Origin of the sequence: Brevibacillus sp. SKDU10, assembly GCF_001645205.1 — a bacterium.
Lineage (GTDB): Bacteria > Bacillota > Bacilli > Brevibacillales > Brevibacillaceae > Brevibacillus_B > Brevibacillus_B halotolerans.
Genome location: NZ_LSSO01000144.1, coordinates 10,058 through 31,579, shown reverse-complemented (window position 1 = coordinate 31,579; position 21,522 = coordinate 10,058). Strand labels below are relative to the sequence as shown.

2 protein-coding genes are annotated in these 21,522 nt (G+C 43.0%); both read right to left on the bottom strand.

Features of this window, described 5'->3' with window-relative positions:
- Window positions 1-4: 4 nt before the first annotated feature.
- The gene (locus AYJ08_RS09725; protein ID WP_082890913.1) at window positions 5-7,630 is read right to left on the bottom strand and encodes a non-ribosomal peptide synthetase; all 7,626 of its coding nucleotides are present in this window, start codon (window positions 7,628-7,630) and stop codon (window positions 5-7) included.
- 29 nt (window positions 7,631-7,659) lie between these two features.
- A complete protein-coding gene (locus tag AYJ08_RS09720; RefSeq protein WP_064017556.1) occupies window positions 7,660-21,513 on the bottom strand; it encodes a non-ribosomal peptide synthetase in 13,854 nt (4,617 codons plus the stop codon).
- Window positions 21,514-21,522: the final 9 nt, after the last annotated feature.

Below are 21,522 nucleotides of genomic sequence, written 5' to 3'. Positions count from 1 at the left end.
AAGTTTATTCATCTAGTAACTCAAATACTGATTCTAAATCCTCCATCGAAAGCTCTTTGGTGGAAAAATCACTCGGGGTCAATTCTGTTTCTTTCTGCTGAACACAATGATTAATAATCTCCAACAAGTGATATTGATAACGTTGAATCAGCTTTTCCATAGTAGAATCATGATAAGCTTGGCTATCATAAGATATTTGAATGGACAACTGATTTTCCACTACAATTCCACTCACATTTATCGGGAACAAGCCTTGATTCATCTGACTAATCTGTTGACCGGAAGACAATGGGGACAATTGATACTCCTCTTCCTGTCCAGATTGATCCATTTGCCCAAGGTAATTGAAACTAATCTCTGGATTTATCGCATGGGAGCTTGGATCCAGCTCTGTTCTTCCTTGACTCGATAGGTATCTAACAACTCCATAGCCAATCCCTTTATTAGGTATCTGTCGCAGTTCTTCTTTTACTTGCTTAACCGCATTTGAAATACCTTGCTTCTGCAAATCAAATACCACTGGATACATAGACGTAAACCAACCAACTGTACGGTTAATGTCAATATCCACCCCAATATCCTCGCGTCCGTGGCCTTCTAGTGTAATTGCGATTAGATTGGTTTGTGCCCATTCCTGAATGGCTAGAGCCAGTGCCGTCAACAACAGATCGTTAATCTGTGTGTTGTAGGCGTTATGGGCATCCGTTAATAATTGATTCGTTTGCTCTTTTGTCAATTGGATAGCGACCTCTTGTATATCCTTGAGTAGATAAGGGGCGCCTGCTTTCGAATCTCTTGGCAAGGCAGGTATCTCTTTTGCAATAATGCTTTGCCAGTATTTCAGCTCTGATTGAATTTCTTCACTATTAGCGTACTCTAGCAGGCTCTTGGCCCACTTTTGGTAGGAGTCTGTTTTGCTCGTAAATGCAATCGGCTCTCCCTGTAAATCTTGTTGATAGCCATTCATGAAATCCTCGGTAATGATTCGCCATGAAACGGCATCGACTACTAAGTGATGAATTGCTATCAAAAGATGATCCCCCTCAGATGTCTGAAAGAGTCCCAGTTGAACCAATGGACCGTCCTGTAAATTCATTGCGGATTGTAGACGATTAGCTGCTTGTTCGATCAGCTCTGGCACATTCGCCTGTTGTCTAAAGTCAAAAACGCTTAGCTCAGACAGCTTTCCTTCCATTCCGCGATTGATCTGAATCGTTTTACCATTTTCCTGCTGATAGGCCATTCGCAAGGCATCATGGTGTTCTACAATTTTTTGGAACACCCGTTGTACAACATGCTGATCCCATCCTTCCTTCCGATAAAACATCATGGACTGATTCCAATGATGTGGAATATCGAAGGTTTGCTGGAAAAACCATTCCTGTATAGGTGTTAGCTCTACCTTGCCTTGAACAATTCCTTGCTCCGCTTTACTGTCCTTGGTTTTGATGTATGGGATGACCTGAGCAATCGTTTGTGCCTGGAATAAATCCTTAACTTCCAATTTTAATTGCTTCGTATTTAATCTGGCTGCGATCTGAATAGCCTTGATCGAATCCCCACCCAGTTTAAAGAAGTTATCATGGATTCCCACTTGGGAGACTCCTAGCACTTCTTTCCATAGTTCCGCCAGAGTTTCTTCTAATGTGGTGGTTGGGGCAACATAATCAGTCTCTGATTGCTTGGACAAATCTGGTAGCGGAAGTGCTTTTTTATCCACTTTCCCATTCGATGTAATTGGGAACTCCGTGATTTCCGTAAAGAAGGCCGGAATCATAAAATGAGGCAGCTTTCTGCCTAGATATTGACGAAGCTCGGCCATATCACACGACTTTTTCGGTACAACATAAGCACATAGATATGTCTGATTCTGATCGTCTTGTCTTGCGAGCACTACTGTCTCCTGAATTGCTTCATGCTCCAAAATAGCCGATTCGATCTCACCTAGTTCAACCCGGTATCCTCTGATCTTAATTTGATCATCCAATCTACCTAGATACTCAATATTTCCATCTGGTAACCAGCGGGCGATATCTCCGGTTTTATACATGCGTTCGCCCGGGACAAACGGATTAGCTACAAATCGCTCATTCGTTAACTCTGGACGATGCAGATAGCCGCGTGCTAGGCTGTCGCCGCTAACGCATAGTTCACCTGGAATCCCTACTGGCTGTAATTGATTCTCTTTATTCAGGATAAATACCTGATTATTAGCAATTGGACGGCCTATCGGGATTTTTTTATCCTCAGGACTCACTATATAGCTTGTTGTTACAACCGTGTTCTCAGTAGGCCCATAGTTATTAACAATCTGATACTTCTTCTGCTGAACGGCTTGCTGGGCTTTATCACCGCCGATAAGCAACCAGCGCAGGGCAGAATGATCCGCATGATCTGTCTGCATAAACTGTTCAGCAAATTGCGTTGGTAAAAAGCTGATCGTAATTCCTTGATCTGTTACGTACTGATTCAGTTTTTCTACATCATATCTTGTTTCTTGATCGATAACGTAAATCGTTGCACCAGCTATTAAGTAAGGGAAGACCTCCCATACAGATGCATCAAATCCAACCCCTGCGTATTTGGTGCTTCGATCATCTTTTGTGATGCCAAAATATTGAACGTGCCAAGCTGAAAGATTCATCAACGATCCATGCTCCACCATGACGCCTTTTGGTTGTCCAGTGGAACCAGATGTATAAATGACATAAGCCAGATCGGTTACTTTGTTATTCACAGGTAGGTCTTCCAGCTCTTCGGTAGACAACTTCTTGCTATCAATTGCCAAGATTTCCCCAGTAAATTGTATCTGTACCTGTTCATGACCCCTCACTAGCAGAACCTTCGATTGACTATCCTCCAAAATATAGGCAATTCGTTCCTCCGGATAAGTAGGGTCAATTGGCAGATAAGCCCCTCCTGCTTTCAGAACAGCTAGAATGCCTACAAAAAACTCGACGGAAGGCTCAATCATAACAGCCACAAGCTGTTCGTTTGTTATGCCTTTTTGTTTTAAGAGAGTAGCCAGATGGTTAGCTTTGGCGTTTAATTCTTTGTATGTTACTTGTTCTTCGCCAAATACGACTGCCTTTTGATCAGGCATATTTTTCACTTGCTCCTCAAAGAGCTGATGAACTGTTTTATTTGCTGGGTAATCTGATTGAGTCAAATTAAATACCGATAAAATCTGATGTTTTTCATCCTCCGTCGCTAATTCTAAGTCAGCAATCAAACGTTCCGGAGCATCCCCGATCTGTTTTAGTAAATGGGTGAAACGTTTCCCTAATCGCTCAATTGTTTCTGGCTTAAAGAGGGAAGTACTATACTCAATGGTGACATACAAATTTTCCGCTTCGGCCATCATCCACGTCAGATCGAATTTTGCATTTTTCCATTTTAAATCCCGCGGCTGAAAGGAAAGATCCATGATATTGATTTCAGCCATTTCCATATTCTGCAAAGCAAACATCGTATCAAACAGTGGATGACGACTTAAATCTCTTTCTAAATCAAGCTTTTCTAGTAACTCCTCAAACGGATATTCTGCATTGTCATATGCTTGCAATACTTGCTCTTTAACCTCGGACAGATATGCACTAAAGGTTTGAGTTGATTTTGGCTGCCCTCTGAAGGCTAACGTGTTAACGAACATACCAACAATCTTTTCTACATCCGCATGAGGTCGGCCGGCAATAGGAGAACCCACAATAACGTCCTCTTGCCCCGTATATTTTGACAATAATACTTGGTAGGCGGCCAGCAATGTCATATACAAGGTTGTACCCTGCGAAGAAGATAGTTTTTTTAATTTGTTTATGATCTCAGCACTAATTTCAAATGACCATATATCCCCTTCTGACTGCTGAATGGATGGACGGGTGTAATCGGCAGGCATTTCCAGTACAGGTAACTCTCCCGAAAATTGGTTGAGCCAATACTGCTCCTGTTCACGTAAACGATTAATCTGGGCTTCTGTCTGCTGCCAAACAGCATAATCCTTGTATTGAATTCTAAGGGAAGGGAGCTCCTTGCCCTGATAGATTTGCATCAGGTCTTGGAATAATACGTTAGTTGATACCCCATCTGAAATAATATGGTGCATATCAAGCATCAGCAGATGTCGATCAGCTTCAATTCGTACGAGTCCCGCTCTAAATAAAGAAGCGTCACTTAAATCAAACGGCTGTATAAAACCATCAATGATTTGCTGAAGATCCTCGTCTTTTGCTTCCATGACCATTAAATCCCAATCCACTTCAGGATGAACCTTTTGCATTAATACCTCATCAACCATGTGAAAGGATGTTCTTAACGATTCATGTCTCATGACCAGTTTCTTTAATGCTTTTTGTAACCCTACTACATCGAGAGCTCCTCCTATTTCAAGCAAAAAAGGCATATTGTAGCTGGTTGTATTACTGCTGCCGATTTGCTCCACTACGTACATTCGGCGCTGTGCGGAAGAAACCGGATAAAATTCCTGCTTTGCGACCGGTTCAATCGCTATATAATCCGATACTTCTGTGTTTGTAAGAAATGCGGCCAATTCTTTAACTGTAGGTCGAGCAAACACGTCCTTGAGCGGCACTTCTATATCTAATTCCTTGTGCATACGTGAAACCAGCATCATTGCTTTTAAGGAATGACCGCCCAGCTCGAAGAAATTATCCTGTGTACCGACTTGTTCAACACTTAGGATTTCTTGGAATAATTGAACCAGCTTTTCCTCTGTTTCCGTCTCAGGAGCCATATAGGAGCTTACTTGTTGAACATCTGGCTCTGGCAATGCACGCTTGTCTGCCTTGCCATTGGAAGTTAGCGGCATTTTTTCTATCTCGATAAAATAAGATGGCACCATAGAATCCGGCAATGTTTCTTTAATATGCTTGCGAAGCTCTGCGACTGACCAAGCACCATTTGTCACCAGATAGGCACATAAGAAGGAATGCCCCTGCTCATCCTGCTTCGCCAGCAAAACAGTCTCGCTAATAGCAGGATGCTCAAGTAATCTAGCTTCAATTTCACCTAATTCGATCCGATGTCCCCGAATCTTAACTTGTTCATCTATTCTGCCTACGTACTCAATGCTTCCATCCGGTAACCAACGAGCTAAATCCCCTGTGCGATACATTCTCTCTCCCTGCACAAAAGGATTCTCAACAAAACGATCAGCAGTCAGCTCTGGAAGATTGAGGTACCCGCGGGCAAGCCCTTCTCCGCTCACACATAGCTCGCCTAATGCACCTATCGGCTGTAATTGATTGTCTGCTCCCAAAATAAAGACCTTCGTATTGTTCAACGGGCGACCTATCGGCATAATCCCCGTCTCCTTGATCGTATGGTCCACCGTATAGGTAGTGGCAAAAACAGTAGTTTCTGTTGGTCCATACCCGTTGACCAAACGTCCATCTCCCAAGTAATCCAGCGCTTTTTCTACGTGCTTGATCGAAGCTTTTTCTCCTCCAAACACCACCTTGCGCATGTGTTTGAGACTTGTCACATCCAACTCAACCAGAGTGTTAAACAGAGATGTTGTCATAAAGGAAACGGTAATATGCTGGTCTTGAATGACCGATGCCAAATCAGTCGGATTCATCAGTACATGCGTTGGTACTAAAACAAGGGAAGCTCCGTTTAACAGTGCGCTGTATATATCAAAGGTAGAGCCATCAAACGCGTAGTTGGACAACTGTAGAAGACGATCATTGGGCGTAATCTCTATGTAGCCATTGTTAATGATGGTCTTGACGATATTTTGATGTGTTGTCAGATTCCCCTTTGGTTTACCTGTTGAACCTGAGGTGTACATGACATAGGCCAGGTCTTGTGCTTGGTTGACCAAATCTAAATTGTCTGTATTCTCATCCATCCAGCTATCTTCTGTTAACAGCAGTACCTCACCCTGATAATTGGCTGGGATCATTTCAGCTTTTTGCACCAATAACAAATGGGTGCGACTATCCGCTAGCATGTATTGAATGCGTTCACTCGGATAAGATGGATCGATAGGCATATAAGCGCCACCAGCTTTAAAGATGGCTAGAATGGCTGTGATCATTTCTAAGGAACGATCCGTAAGTAACCCTATCACCTGATCAGGTAAAATCCCTTGTTTGCGTAAACCACGGGCCATTTGATTCGCCTTTTCGTTCAGCTCGCCGTATGTTAGTTGAGCCTCGCCAAATACGAGTGCCACTTGATCAGGGTTCTTGTCAACCTGCTCTTGAAACAGCTCATGAATCGTTTTCTCTCTTGGATACTTTGCATCAGTACGATTAAAAATGGTTAAAAGCTTATCCTTTTCCAGATCGGATACAAACTCGGTAGCTGGGTCAAAGATATCTTGCTGCGCAATAACCAAAGAAACCAGCTTTTTCATATTCAGCTCTAAAAGATTGAGATACTCTTTTGAATAAACACTTTCGTTATACATAAACTTAAAGATTAATTCCTTGCCAGGAATGACTAGCACGGTCAGATCATAGTGCGTCTGTTCAAACGTGTGGGCATCCTTCACAGCAAATCCGAGTACGTTTTCCTGATTGAATGTTTCTTGATCCATCGGGAAATTTTCAAACGCTAAAATATGATCAAGCAATTGATGCGTATAAGCTGCGCTCGCCTGAATATCGGCTAAAGAAAGATATCCGTATTTTTCTGCCTCCAGCGCTGTTTGCTGTACGTTTTTCAGCACTTCCCCAAACGTTTTTCCCGCTTCCTTTTTAATACGGATTGGAATCGTATTACTGAATAACCCCACCATTTGTTCAACATTGGGCACCTCGGCGGGTCGTCCGGAGACAACCACACCGTAAGCCGCGTCATTCGTGTTATTGTATTTTTGCAATAACGCTCCCCAAATTGTTTGCACAACTGTATTTAAGGTTACCTGATACTTTTGAGCCGTTTGCGTTAGTTTTTGTGTAGCTTCCTCTCCCAAGGAGAAAATGAATTCCTCTTGCTTGTAGGGATGATTGCCAGACCTTAGACGCGGGATACCCGTAAGGTTTTCAAATCCCTGTAGATACTCTTTCCAAAATGCCAATGCTTGTTGGTCATCTTGTTTCTTTAACCAACGTATATATTCGCTATATTGAGGGGCCACCTCCGGAAGCAAGGCTTGTCCTGACAAGCGACGTTGGTACATTTGAAATAAATCCTGAAAAACGATACCCGTGCACCAGCCATCCATCAGGATATGATGATGACTCCACAGTAATTCATACCGATTGGCGGCTGTTTGAAACAATGTAAAACGTAGCAGGATATCCCGGGAAAGATCAAAGCCTCTTTCCCGGTCTTTTTTTCTATATTCCTCGATGAATTTCCGTTGCTCTTCTTCATTGATTTGAGTAAGGTCCTCAATCTGTAAATCTATTTTGCGTTCACTAAGCACAACCTGAACAGGGTCTACTTTTTTATAGCGGAACACACTTCGGAACATGTCGTATTTTTGTACGAGTCCCTGAATACTTTCAGCCAAATAGGTTGGGTTTACAACCCCCTCCAGCAAAAGGGTAACCTGCTCGAAATAGGCATCGCTTTGCGGGTCTTTCATAGAATGAAATAGCATACCCTTTTGTAACGGAGAAAGTGAATAGATATCTTTGATCTTGTCTTTTTTTTGCACGATGTATGGCACCACCTGTCTCATTGCGATTACAGATCATCTATGTCTTCAAATAAATCATCTAATAGATCGTCTAGCTGTTCTTGGCTTAATTCCTTTTCTGTAAAATCAGTAGGCGTAAATTCTACAGTATCCTTTTCCAAGCAATGCTGAGTAATGAGAAGTAAATTGTGCTTGAAGCGCTCCATCAGGATTTCAACAATCGCTCGATCAACGGCTGCAGGAGCAAATCGGCAATTTACATGCAACTGGTTATTCGAGACCGCTCCATTAAACTCCAACAGGTGAGTGTCATAATATAGCGGGCTGATCGGCTGACCAGTAGGAATTCCAGCAGATTCGCTCTCCTCCTCTTGTTGATCAAATACCCCCAGATAGTTAAAGCTGATCTCCGGGCGAAGAGAGAAGGTAATATCCTGTTTGTTCGCATCGCTTGTCAGATGCTTGAGTATGCCGTAGCCTATGCCCTTATTAGGAACTCGGCGCAGGGTTTCTTTTACCGATTTAATGATGAGAGGCAATTCGTCATTTTCTACATCAATAACGACTGGGAACAGCGAGGTAAACCATCCAACAGTGCGGTTCACGTCCACCTCTTCCCCTATTTCCTCACGCCCATGACCTTCTAAGTGGATAGCCACTCGATTCTCTTTTGTCCATTCCTTATTGGTTAATCCTAATGCAGCAAGCAACAGATCATTAATCTCCGTGCGATAAGCTCGATGTACACGAGTAAGAAGATTTTGGGTTTCTTCTTCTGATAGACTCATCGTGACATATTCGCTATCCTTCACATAGTATCTACCGTCATCATTTCCTTTTTTAGGAAGAGGAACGATAGATACTTCTTCCATCTGCTTCCAATATGGAATCTCGTGTAAAAGAGCATGACTATTTGCATATTCATTCAAGCGCTCACTCCATGTTTTAAAGGAGGTCGTTTTTTCAGGAAGTGCAATTGCTTGATCTTGAATAACTTGCTGATAAGCAGCATGAAAATCCTCAAGCAAAATACGCCAAGAGACGCCGTCAATCACCAGGTGATGGATCACGATCAGCAAATAATCCCCAGCCTCGGTGGTAAATAAGCCAAGTCGCACCAGAGGCCCCTTTTCTAAATCAAAGCTCGCTTGCAATTGATCAGCGATTTGCTCGATTTTCGTTGCCTGCGTATCAGTTGGTTCCTGGGTAAAGTCGAACACCTGCAATGTGAACGCCTTGTCCTCAAGTCCCCTGTTGATCTGAGTCACCTTGCCCTCGGTATGCGGATACACCATGCGCAGGGCATCGTGATGCTCCGTTAGTTTTTCAAATACCTTCTCGATCGCATCTTGGTTCCAGCCTTTCGAGCTGTACAGTAACGAATCCTGATTAAAATGATGCGGCTGTTCCTGATTTTCTTCAAAGAATGCTTTTTGAATTGGCGTAAGCATAACTTCGCCTTCAACAGTTCCTTGTTCAATTAATGCCTGACTGGTTTGCATCCATGGAGCAAGCTCTGCAATCGTTGGGTGCTTAAACAGATGGCTGATTTCCAGCTTGCGGTGGTGGCGACGCAATCTTGCTGTGATTTGAATTGCCTTGATGGAGTCACCGCCCAGCTCAAAGAAGTTATCGTAAATACCGATCCGCTCAACGCGTAACACCTCTTGCCAAATCTCAACAAGGATCTTCTGGCTTTCGGTAGTAGCCTCTACGTACTCCACTCCCGTTTGTATTTGTCCATCAGGCTCTGGCAAAGCCTTTTTATTCACCTTCCCGCTTGGTGTCAACGGAAACTCCTCAAGCTCGATAAAATAAGCAGGAATCATATAATCGGGTAGTGTTTTTCCTAGATGTTTGCGCAGTTCTGCTACCGTCCATTCCTCTGCTGCTACCAGATAAGCACACAGATAAGCTTGACCTTGTTCATCTTCACGAGCCAGCACAACCGCCTCTACTACCTGCTCATGTTCAAGAAGTCTCGTCTCAATTTCACCCAATTCAATTCGATGTCCACGAATTTTCACCTGATCATCAATTCGCCCTAAAAACTCAATATTTCCATCCGGAAGCCAACGTACTAAATCCCCCGTCTTATACATTCTTTCGCCTGGGGCAAATGGATTATCCACAAATTTCTCTCTAGTTAATTCAGGGCGGTTCCAATATCCAGGAGCAATCCCTACTCCACCGATGCATAGCTCACCCGGTACCCCAATTGGCTGAAGTTGATAATCCGGATTAATAATGTAGGCTTTTTTATTCAACACAGGCTTACCAATATGCGGCTTATCCTCTGGCGTACATAAGCCAATCGTTGCATCTACTGTTGTTTCAGTCGGACCATAGGCATTTAAGAATATTCGATCAGTTCCCCATAATCTGACTAAATCTACAGGTAATGCTTCCCCACCTGTACTGATATATTTCAATGCTGGTAAATCCTCATACGGCAATGCACGCAATGCAGAAGGCGAGATAAACGGAATGGAAGTTATCTCGTTTACTCGTAACCATTCAACAAATTCAACGCCATCCATAAGCAGGTTGCGATCCATCAGGTAGAGAGTGGCTCCATTTGTAAGGGTATGGAAAACCTCTCCTACAGAAGCGTCAAAGCTAAAGGAGGCAAACTGCAGAACGCGACTATTCGCAAAGATTCCATAGGTTTGGGCCATTAAGCATAGGTTACATACTGCTTGATGATCAATCATTACCCCTTTTGGTTGACCTGTAGAACCTGAGGTATAGATCATATACGCCAAATCTTGAGCTGTATTGTCGATCCCCACATTCGTATCAGCCGCTTGGTACCACTGCATCTGCTCAATCAATATCCGATCACCTGTGAATTCTGATGGGACCTCATGCTTTTGCTGGAACAATAATAGTGATGCATGACTGTCTTCAAGAATATACAGCTTTCGATCTAGAGGGTAATCAGGATCAATTGGAACATAAGCTCCTCCTGCTTTGAGAATTCCCATCATTCCAATAACGGTTTCTATAGAACGATCCGCCATGATTGCAACAAATTGATTTCTCTGTATCCCTTTGTCGATCAAGCAACGTGCCAATCTATTTGCACGTTCATTAAGCTCGCGATACGTGATGGATTGATCCTGATAGACAACAGCTATCTGTTCTGGCGTACACTCCACTTGTTGCTCGAATAGGCTATGAATGGTTTGGTTATCAGGGTAATTGGCCCTAGTATCATTAAATTGCGTTAAAATCTGTTCACTCTCTGGCAGAGTAGCAATTTTGATTTCAGCCAAACGAATGCCTGGATGCTCAATAATTTGTTGTAAAACATAGGTGAAATGCTGAGCCATTCTGCTAATGGTTTCTTTTGTATACAGGCCTGTACTGTATTCAATAGCTACCTTGAGTGTTTCTTCCTCAAGCATTGTCCAATCCATGTCAAACTTGGCATTTTTCCATTCAAAATCAAATGGCTTGAAGGTCAAGCCTGCCAAATCAATATCAGACATCTCCATGTTTTGCAAAGTAAACATCGTATCGAAGAGTGGATGGCGACTCATATCTCTTTGCAGATCGAGCTTCTCAACCAATTTCTCAAATGGATACTCTGCATTGGCATAAGCTTGTAAAACCTGTTCCTTAACTTGTGCCAGATAGGCAATAAAAGTCTGCTCTCCTACAGGCTGTCCACGTAAAGCGAGCGTGTTGACGAACATTCCGACGATGCTTTCTACATCTGCATGAGCCCGTCCGGCAATTGGTGAACCGACAACAATATCATCTTGACCGGTATACTTAGCCAGCAACACCTGATAAGCCGCCAATAAAGTCATGTATAAAGTAGAACCCTGACTTACTGATAATTTTTTCAACTGGCTGAGAATGTCAGCATCAATCTCAAAGGTCCATACATCCCCTTCGAACTGCTGGACTGCAGGACGCGGGAAATCTGTCGGCATTTCCAAGACTGGAGCTTCCCCAGCAAATTGATGTAACCAGTAGCTTTCCTGATCTTGTAAGCGGGCCACTTGAGCTTCAGTTTGCTGCCACACAGCGTAGTCTTTGTACTGTATCGTAAGAGGAGGGAGATCCTTTCCTTGATAGAGCTGTGTTATATCCTGGAACAATACATTGGTAGAAACTCCGTCTGAGATGATATGGTGCATATCTAGCATGAAAAGGAATCTCTCAGGGCTAATCCGCACTATGCCTGCACGGAACAATGGGGCTTGGCTGAGATCAAACGGGCGTATAAAGCCTGCTGTGATGCTTGCAAGGTCTCCTTCCGTTCCATCCATTATCTCTAAATCCCATGCCACCTCTTCATGCACCTGTTGCATCAACTCTTCGTCAATCATATGAAATGAGGTTCGCAGCGACTCGTGTCTTTCGACCAATTTCTCAAGTGCTAGATGAAGCTTATCAATTTCTAAAGCTCCCTCCACTTCAAGGAAAAGCGGCATATTGTAGCTGGTTGTTTGGACATTTCCTAAATGCTGCACCACGTACATCCGTCTCTGCGCGGAGGATACAGGATAGAACTCCTGCCTTGGAGCAGGCTCAATCTCGGAGTGGCCTGATCGATCAAGAAGGTCGATCGTTGCTGCCAATTCCTTGACAGTAGGATGTGCGAATACCTCTTTCAAAGGCACCTCGATGCCCAGTTCTTTATTCATTCGTAAAACTAGCATCATTGCTTTTAGCGAATGACCCCCCAGCTCAAAGAACATGTCCTGTGTACCAACTCTCTCGACACCCAAAATCTCTTGGAATAACTCTGCTACTTTTGCTTCTGTCTCCGTTTCTGGCGCCACATATACACTAGTAATTTGTCCTTCTGGCTCTGGTAAAGCGCGTTTGTTCACCTTTCCATTAGAAGTGAACGGTATCTGCTCTAATTCCACAAAATAAGTAGGCACCATGTATTCTGGCAAAGCCTCGCTTAGATGCTTACGTAATTCCGCAACCGTCCATACCCCATTTGCAACGATGTAAGCACATAGGTACGAATGCCCTTGCTCATCTTGCTTTGCTAGTAAAACCGCTGCGCTTATAGCAGGATGCTCCAATAATCTTGTCTCTATTTCACCCAGCTCAATTCGGTAGCCGCGTACCTTAACCTGCTCATCCATCCGTCCTAAATACTCAATGCTTCCATCCGGCAACCAACGTGCTAAATCACCGGTACGATACATTCTATCTCCTGACACGAAAGGATTTTCCACAAAGCGCTCTGCTGTCAGCTCTGGACGGTTTAAATAGCCACGTGCAATTCCTGCTCCGCCAACGCACAATTCCCCTGGTACTCCAATCGGCTGAAGCTGATTATTCTCATTTAAGACATAGACACTCGTATTGTTTAACGGACGGCCAATCGGTACGATTCCCGTTTCCTTGATGCTAGAATCCACCGTGTATGTGGTAGCGAAAACGGTTGTTTCTGTAGGGCCGTATCCATTTACCAAACGCCCTTCTCCGAGATAATCCAGTGCCTTTTCTACATGCTTGTATGAAGCCTTTTCCCCGCCAAATACAACCTTGCGCATGGATTTCATGCTAGTCACGTCAAGCTCCACTAAAGTATGGAACAAGGACGTAGTCATAAACGAAACCGTAATATCCTGCTCGCGGACGATCTTCGCCAGCTCCATTGGATTTAGCATGACCTCTTTTGACACCAGTACAAGAGTGGCTCCATTTAATAGCGCGTTGTAGATATCGAAGGTGGAACCATCAAAGGCGTAGTTAGATAGCTGTAATAGGCGGTCTGTTGGCGCAATCTCGATATAGCCATTGTTGATGATGGTGGTCATAATGTTTTGGTGAGTCGTCAGGTTGCCCTTTGGTTTACCAGTAGAGCCTGAGGTATACATGACATACGCTAAATCCTGTGATTTATTGATCAGCTCCAAATTCGACGAATCTTCATGCATCCAGAACTCTTCCGCTAGGAGTAATACCTCCCCCTGATAGCTAGTAGGGATCATTTCCGTTTTTTGCACCAATAACAACTTAGTCCGGCTGTCCTCTAGCATGTGCTCGATCCGATCGATTGGATAGGAAGGATCAATTGGCATATAAGCTCCGCCTGCTTTTAGGATGGCGAAAATCCCTATCATCATCTCAATGGAACGATCAGTGATTAATCCAACTGCTTGATCAGGCTGCACACCTTTCTTTCTGAGTACCCGAGCTAATTGATTTACTTTTGCATGGAACTCACTATATGTGAGCTGCTGTTCTCCAAACACAAGCGCCGGCCGATCTGGAAAACGCTGTACTTGCTGTTCGAATAGATGACAAATGGATAAATCCTGTAAATCATCAGTAGCAGTGTCGTTAAATACCGTCAGTATTTGCTGTTTTTCTTCGTCTGTTGTGAGTTCTAAATCTCTGAGTAAGCAATCCGGATGCTTAGCCACTTGTTCTACTAAATAAGTGAAATGCTTTTCCAGCCTTTGAATGGTTTCATGTTTAAACAGGCTGGTGCTGTACTCAACCGAAATCAATAGATTATTTTGTTCGGCTATCATCCAGGTCATATCAAATTTTGCATTTTTCCAGTTTAAATCACGCGAATGAAGCTTTAGACCAGAAATATTGATATCGGACATATCCATGTTTTGTAAAACAAACATCGTATCAAACAATGGATGACGACTCATATCTCTTTGTAAATGCAGCTTCTCTACCAACTCTTCAAATGGATAATCAGCATTGGCATAGGCTTGCAGTACGTTTTCTTTCACTTCTGATAAATAGGAGATGAAAGATTGCTCTTCTTTTGGCTGACCGCGCAAGGCTAGTGTATTGACAAACATCCCCACAATGCTCTCTGTGTCTGCATGCGGTCTTCCTGCAATCGGAGTTCCGACAATGATGTCATCTTGACGGGTATACTTAGCCAACAGGATTTGATAAATCGCCAAAAGAGTCATATACAACGTGGTTCCTTGCTTAGCTGATAATTGCTTTATGCTGTCCAATACTTTGGCATCAATTTCAAATGACCAGGAATCTCCGTCAAACTGCTGTATGGCTGGACGTGGATAATCAGTTATCATTTCCAAAATTGGCAGGTCACCAGAAAATTGGTTTAACCAATACCTTTCCTGCTCCTGAAAACGGACAACCTGAGCCATTGCCTGTTGCCACACCGCAAAATCCTTGTATTGAATCTTGAGAGGACTCAGCTCTATCCCTTGATACAACTGCGTTATATCCTGGAACAATACATTCATCGATACCCCATCTGAGATGATATGATGCATATCCAGCATCAATAAATGTCGCTTCGGATTGATTTGAATGAGTCCCGCACGGAATAACGGCGCCTTGGCAAGATCGAAAGGACGCATAAAGGAATCGGCAAGCTGTTGAACCTCTTCCTCTACGGCATGAATCATTTCCATCTCCCATGCGACTTCTGCATGTACCTTTTGCATCAACTCATCATCAACCATATGGAAGGAGGTTCGCAATGACTCATGACGCTCAATTAGTTGTTTCAAAGCTAGAGATAGCTTTTCTACCTCAAGAGCACCCTCCATTTCTAAATAGAACGGCATATTGTAGCCTGTTGTTTCCACATCTCTCATTTGTTGAACCACATACATCCGTCGCTGCGCATTAGATACTGGGTAGTATTCTTGCTCCATGGCCGGTTGGATTTCGCTGTAATCCGACTGTTCAGCCTGTCTGATATAGGCTGCTAATTCTTTAACGGTTTGTCTGGCGAATACTTCTTTTAACGGAACTTCTATTTCTAATTCCTTGTGTATTCTTGAAACCAGCATCATTGCTTTTAGGGAATGACCACCCAATTCAAAGAATGTATTCTGCGTTCCCACTCGTTCTACAGCTAAGATCTCTTGGAAAAACTGAACTAGCTTCTCCTCTGTCTCATTGACTGCCGCAACATATTCATTGGTAATCACTCGGTCTGGTTCAGGCAATGCACGCTTGTCTACCTTGCCATTTGAAGTAAGAGGCAGCTTTTCAAGCTCAACGAAATAGGATGGTACCATGTACTCTGGCAGAGCCTCCATTAAGTGTTGACGTACCTCAGCCACCGTCCACTGATCCGTGCTTACGACATAAGCGCACAGATAGGAATGACCTTGTTCATCACGTTTTGCGACAAGTACCGCTTCACTGATAGCAGGGTACTCCAGGAGATTTTTTTCAATTTCGCCCAGTTCAATTCGATGTCCGCGAATCTTCACCTGTTCATCCATTCGTCCGATGTACTCAATGTTGCCATCTGGTAAGAATCTAGCCATGTCTCCCGTCCGATACATTCTATCTCCGACAAGAAACGGGTTATCCACAAAGCGCTCTGCTGTGAGCTCTGGACGGTTTAGATAACCACGTGCAATTCCTGCTCCGCCAACGCACAATTCCCCTGGTACTCCAATCGGCTGCGGTTGATTATTCTCATTCAAAATATAGACACTCGTATTGTTTAGTGGACGTCCAATCGGTACAATTCCTGTTTCCTTGATGCTGGAATCCACCGTGTATGTGGTAGCGAAAACGGTTGTTTCTGTAGGACCGTATCCGTTTACCAAACGACCTTCTCCGAGATAATCCAAGGCCTTTTCTACATGCTTGTATGAAGCCTTTTCCCCACCAAATACAACCTTGCGTATGGATTTCATACTAGTCACATCAAGCTCTACCAAGGTATTGAATAGGGACGTAGTCATAAACGAAACCGTAATATCCTGCGTAAGGATGATCTCCACCAGCTCCATTGGGTTTAGCATGACCTCTTTTGGCACTAGTACAAGAGTCGCCCCATTTAATAGCGCGCTGTAGATATCAAAGGTGGAACCATCAAAGGCATAGTTAGATAGCTGTAATAGGCGGTCTGCTGGTGCAATCTCGATATAGCCATTGTTGATGATGGTTTTCAAAATGTTTTGGTGAGTCGTCAGATTGCCCTTTGGTTTACCTGTAGAACCTGAGGTATACATCACATACGCCAAATCCTGGGCATCATTAATCAACTCTAAGTTGGACGCTTCCTCCTGCATCCAGCACTCTTCTGCCAGAAGCAATACTTCGCCCTGATACCCCTCTGGAATCATAGCGGCTTCCTGCACAATCAAAAGCTGTGCCTGACTATCCTCCAGCATGTAGGTAATCCGTTCTAATGGATAAGAAGGATCAATTGGCAAATAGGCTCCGCCAGCTTTTAAGATTGCCAAAATTCCTATCATCATTTCAATGGAACGATCAGTGATTAATCCAACCGCTTGATCCGGCTGCACCCCATGCTTTCTTAATACACGAGCAAATTGATTTGCTTTTGCATTCAACTGTCCGTAAGTAATTTCCCTATCTTTAAATAACAACGCTATCTGATCAGGGTTTTCCTCTACCATCTGCTCAAACTGCTGGTGGATCGTTTTATCATACGGATAATCAGCTTCTGTATTATTAAACTCCTCCAAAAGTTGGTACACTTCTGCATCCGTTGCCAGTTCCATATCTGTAAGTTTCAAGTCAGGATTTTCCGCCACTTGATTTAGCAAATGGGCAAAATGCTTCGCCATCCGCTCGATTGTTTCTTTCTTAAATAAACGGATACTATATTCAACTGAAAAATGTAAGGATTCTTTCTCGATAGCCGCCCATGTGAGATCAAATTTTGAATGCTTCCATTCCATGTCTTTCGTTACGATTGAAAGATCTTGTATCGTAACCTCTGTTATGTCCATGTTTTGCATGACAAAGATTGTGTCAAATAAAGGATGGCGACTTAGATCGCGACTTGGATTAACCTTATCAACCAGCTCTTCAAATGGATAATCTGCATTGGATTGAGCTTGAAGAACCAGTTGTTTGATCGTAGACAGAAACTCGCGGAATGTCTGAGTTTCCTCTGATTTGGTGCGGATAGCCAGGGTGTTAACAAACATCCCAACAATCGATTGCAAATCAGCATTTGTCCGCCCTGCTATCGGAGAACCTATCACAATATCGTTTTGCGATGAATACTTGGAAAGCAAGACATGATAAGCCGCCAGCAATAGCATGTAAGCCGTGCAGCCCTCTTTAACAATGAGCTGTTGTAATTCCCGCCATACTTGCTGATTTAATTCAAAGTCCAATACGTCACCATCAAACTGCTGCATGGCTGGACGCGGAAAATCAGTAGGAAGCTCTAGTACAGGCACACTCTCTGAAAATTGTTTCAGCCAGTATTCCTCTTGTTCTTGCAGACGAGCAAGTTGAGACTCTCCTTGTTGCCAGACGGCGAAATCCTTGTATTGAATTCGCAGGGCAGGCAGCTCTCGTCCACGATATAATTGCGTAAAATCTTGAAAGAGTATGTTGGTAGATACACCATCTGAGATAATGTGATGCGTATCTAGCAGCAGCAAATGACGCTTCGAATTAACACGAATTAATCCTGCTCTAAACAATGGAGCTTGACCGAGATCAAAAGGACGAATGAAGGATTTTGTCAATGCATAAACCTCTTCCTCGGACGCTTCCATCTCCTCCATTTCCCATGCCACATCATCATGCACCTTTTGCATCAAGGTCTCTTCAATCATATGGAACGACGTTCTCATTGATTCATGACGCTCTATCAATTTCTTCAGTGTTTGTCTCACATTTTCTCTATCAAGAGCACCTTCTATTTCTAGCAAAATCGGCATATTGTAGCTTGTTGTATTCGTATCTCTAATTTGCTGCACCACAAACATTCGTCTTTGGGCAAAGGAGACTGGATAATACTCTTGTTTGGCGGTTGGCTCAATCATGCTGTAGGCAGAGCGATCCATCTTATGAATATACGCCGCTAATTCTTTAATGGTAGGACGTGTAAATATCTCCTTTAACGGGACCTCAATTCCCATCTCTTTATGAATCTGTAGAACGAGCATCATTGCCTTAAGGGAGTGACCGCCAAGCTCGAAAAATGTATCCTGCGTGCCAACTCGCTCAACACCCAAAATCTCTTGAAAAAATTGAACCAGCTTCTCTTCTGTTTCGTTCTCTGGAGCAACGTAAGCACTGCCCATTTTTCTGTCTGGTTCAGGCAACGCTCGCTTATCTACCTTCCCGTTTGCCGTAAGCGGCAGTTTCTCAATCTCGATAAAGTAGGAAGGCACCATGTATTCTGGCAAGGATTCCATCAAGTGTTGACGCAGCTCTGTAACAGTCCAAAATGCCTGACCTACTACATAAGCACACAGGTAGGAATGACCTTGCTCATCTCGTTTTGCCAGAAGCACTGTCTCGCTGATAGCTGGGTGCTGTAAAAGAACCTTTTCAATTTCGCCCAGCTCAATCCGATGGCCACGAATCTTTACCTGTTCATCCATCCGCCCAATGTATTCGATGTTGCCGTCTGGTAAAAAGCGGGCTAAATCTCCGGTACGGTACATTCGCTCACCCAAGACAAACGGATTATCCACAAAATGTTTCATCGTTAGCTCTGGACGGTTAAGATAACCACATGCTACCCCCTCGCCGCCAATGCATAGCTCACCGACTACTCCTATTGGCTGAGGCTGTCCATCTGTATTTAAAATGTACGCTTTCGTGTTATTAATCGGTCTTCCGATAGGAACAGATGCCCTCGTCAGCATGGAGTGATCTACAGAGTAATAGGTAGCAAACACGGTAGTTTCCGTTGGTCCATACACATTGATAATCCGATGCTCGCCTAAATAATCAAGGGCTTTTAGGACATGCTTGACCGAAGCAAGCTCTCCTCCGAACAACACCTTTCGTACCGATTGAAAGCATGTAATGTCCAAATCCACCAGTGTATTAAACAGAGCAGTCGTCATGAAGGAAACCGTCACTTGCTCCTTCTTGATAAGACGTGCCAGCTCATTCATATTGAGTACAGCCTCTTTTGTTACTAAAAGTAATGTAGCTCCATGCAATAATGCCCCATAGATTTCAAAGGTAGAGCCGTCAAAGGCATAATTGGAGAGCTGCGACAAGCAATCTCCCGGCGTAATCTCGACATAACCGTTATGAATGACTGTCTTCATAATATTTTGATGTGTTGTTAAAATGCCCTTAGGCTCTCCTGTAGAACCAGAGGTATACATCACATATGCTAACGCCTGTGCTTGAGTAATATGAGCCAGATTAGATGTTTCCTCATGCATCCAGCTCTCTTGGGTTAAGAACAATGCCTCTCCTTGATAATTGGCTGGTATCATTTCTTGCTTTTGCACCAATAATAGCTTCGTTTGATTATCCTGTAGCATATATTGAATGCGTTCAGCCGGATAAGCAGGATCAATAGGCATATAAGCTCCGCCTGCCTTAAAAATCGCCAAAATGCCTATGATCATTTCTGGGGAGCGTTCGGTGATTATGCCGATTACATCATTAGGCTGCACACCTTGCTTTCTTAACACGTATGCCAACTGATTTGCTTTCGCATTTACCTCACCGTAAGTCAGCTTCTCTTCTTTAAACACAAGTGCGATCTGATTCGGATTTTTATCTACTTGTTCTTCAAATAGCTGATGGATGGTCTTCTCTCTTGGATAATCTGCATAGGTATTGTTAAAATCATAGAGGATCTGATCTTTTTTATCTTTTGTTAAAATATCGATTTCCTTTACAGGGATGCTAGGATTAGCAGCCACTATGTCAGCGACAGTAACAAAATGTTCAATTACATTTGCTATGTATTCCGATGTATAAAGCTTGGAATTATATAAAATTTTAATGGAAGATTCATCACCAATCTGCGCCTGCACACTTAGATCATAATTGGTTTGCTCGTGATGATCTGTGGCGAATGCGAGCGAGAATCCAAGCTCTTTTTTATCTGCAAGCTGATTAAAGCTGTCCATATCGATATAAAAATTTTCAAACGCAATAATATGATTGATAAAATCGCCAGCTTCCGGGTGAATATCTGCCAACGAAAGATAATCATATGATTCTGAAGCCAAGGCCATTTCCTGTACTTTGGCTACTAGCGTGTCAAATCGCTCTTGTTGATCAGCTTTGATTCGCACAGGAATTGTATTGATAAATAGCCCAACAATTTTTTCAACATCAGGAATCTCTGCCGGTCTACCCGAGACAACTGATCCAAATACTACGTCATCCGTATTATTATATTTTTGTAATAATATCCCCCAAATCGTTTGGAAAACGGTATTGACTGTAATCTGGTAGGCTTTGGCTATAGCAATCAATCGGTCGGCTGTTTCTTGATTTAATTTCACGATGCATTGTCCGTGAGTATATTCTTCGTGATTCGCCCGTACTAATTGCTGTGGAACACCTGTTACTTTGTCGTATCCCTCTAATAGCTGTTGATAAAAAGCCTTTGCTTCCTGATGATCCTGTTTTTCCAGCCATTGAATATGCTTACTGTAAGGTGTCACATGCTCGAATGGAACAGGGGTATGATTCACGTTTCCTTTATACATACGCAAGAAATCATTAAGTATAATTCCAAGGCACCAACCATCCATAATGATATGGTGATTACTCATTATTAACTGATACTGCTCCTGATCAAGCTTAAATAATGACATTCGGATGAGAAGGTCCCGGGAGAGGTCAAACCCCTTCTCCCGATCCCTCATTTTAAACTGCTTGATGTAATTCGCTTTTTCTTCTTGCTCAAGATGAGAAATATCTTCAAAATAAATAGCGGAGCTTCTTTCCTTTAATACCATTTGTACAGGTTCTTTTACTTTTTTATAGCGAAAAACAGTTCGTAAAATATCATGCTTTTTGATTAATTGGTTAAAGGCTTCTTCCAAATAGTCAAGCTCTACCTTACCTTCCAAAGTAAAGATCAGTTGATCAAAATAGGCATGATTTTCTTTATCTTTTAAGGAATGAAATAAGATTCCTTTTTGCATAGGAGATAAGCGATACAAATTTTGCACATTACTTCTGCTAAACATATCTAAATC

Coding starts and splice junctions, on each gene's coding strand:
- AYJ08_RS09720 (WP_064017556.1), bottom strand. CDS start 21,513: ATGTTTAGCAGAAGTAATGTGCAAAATTTGTATCGCTTATCTCCTATG.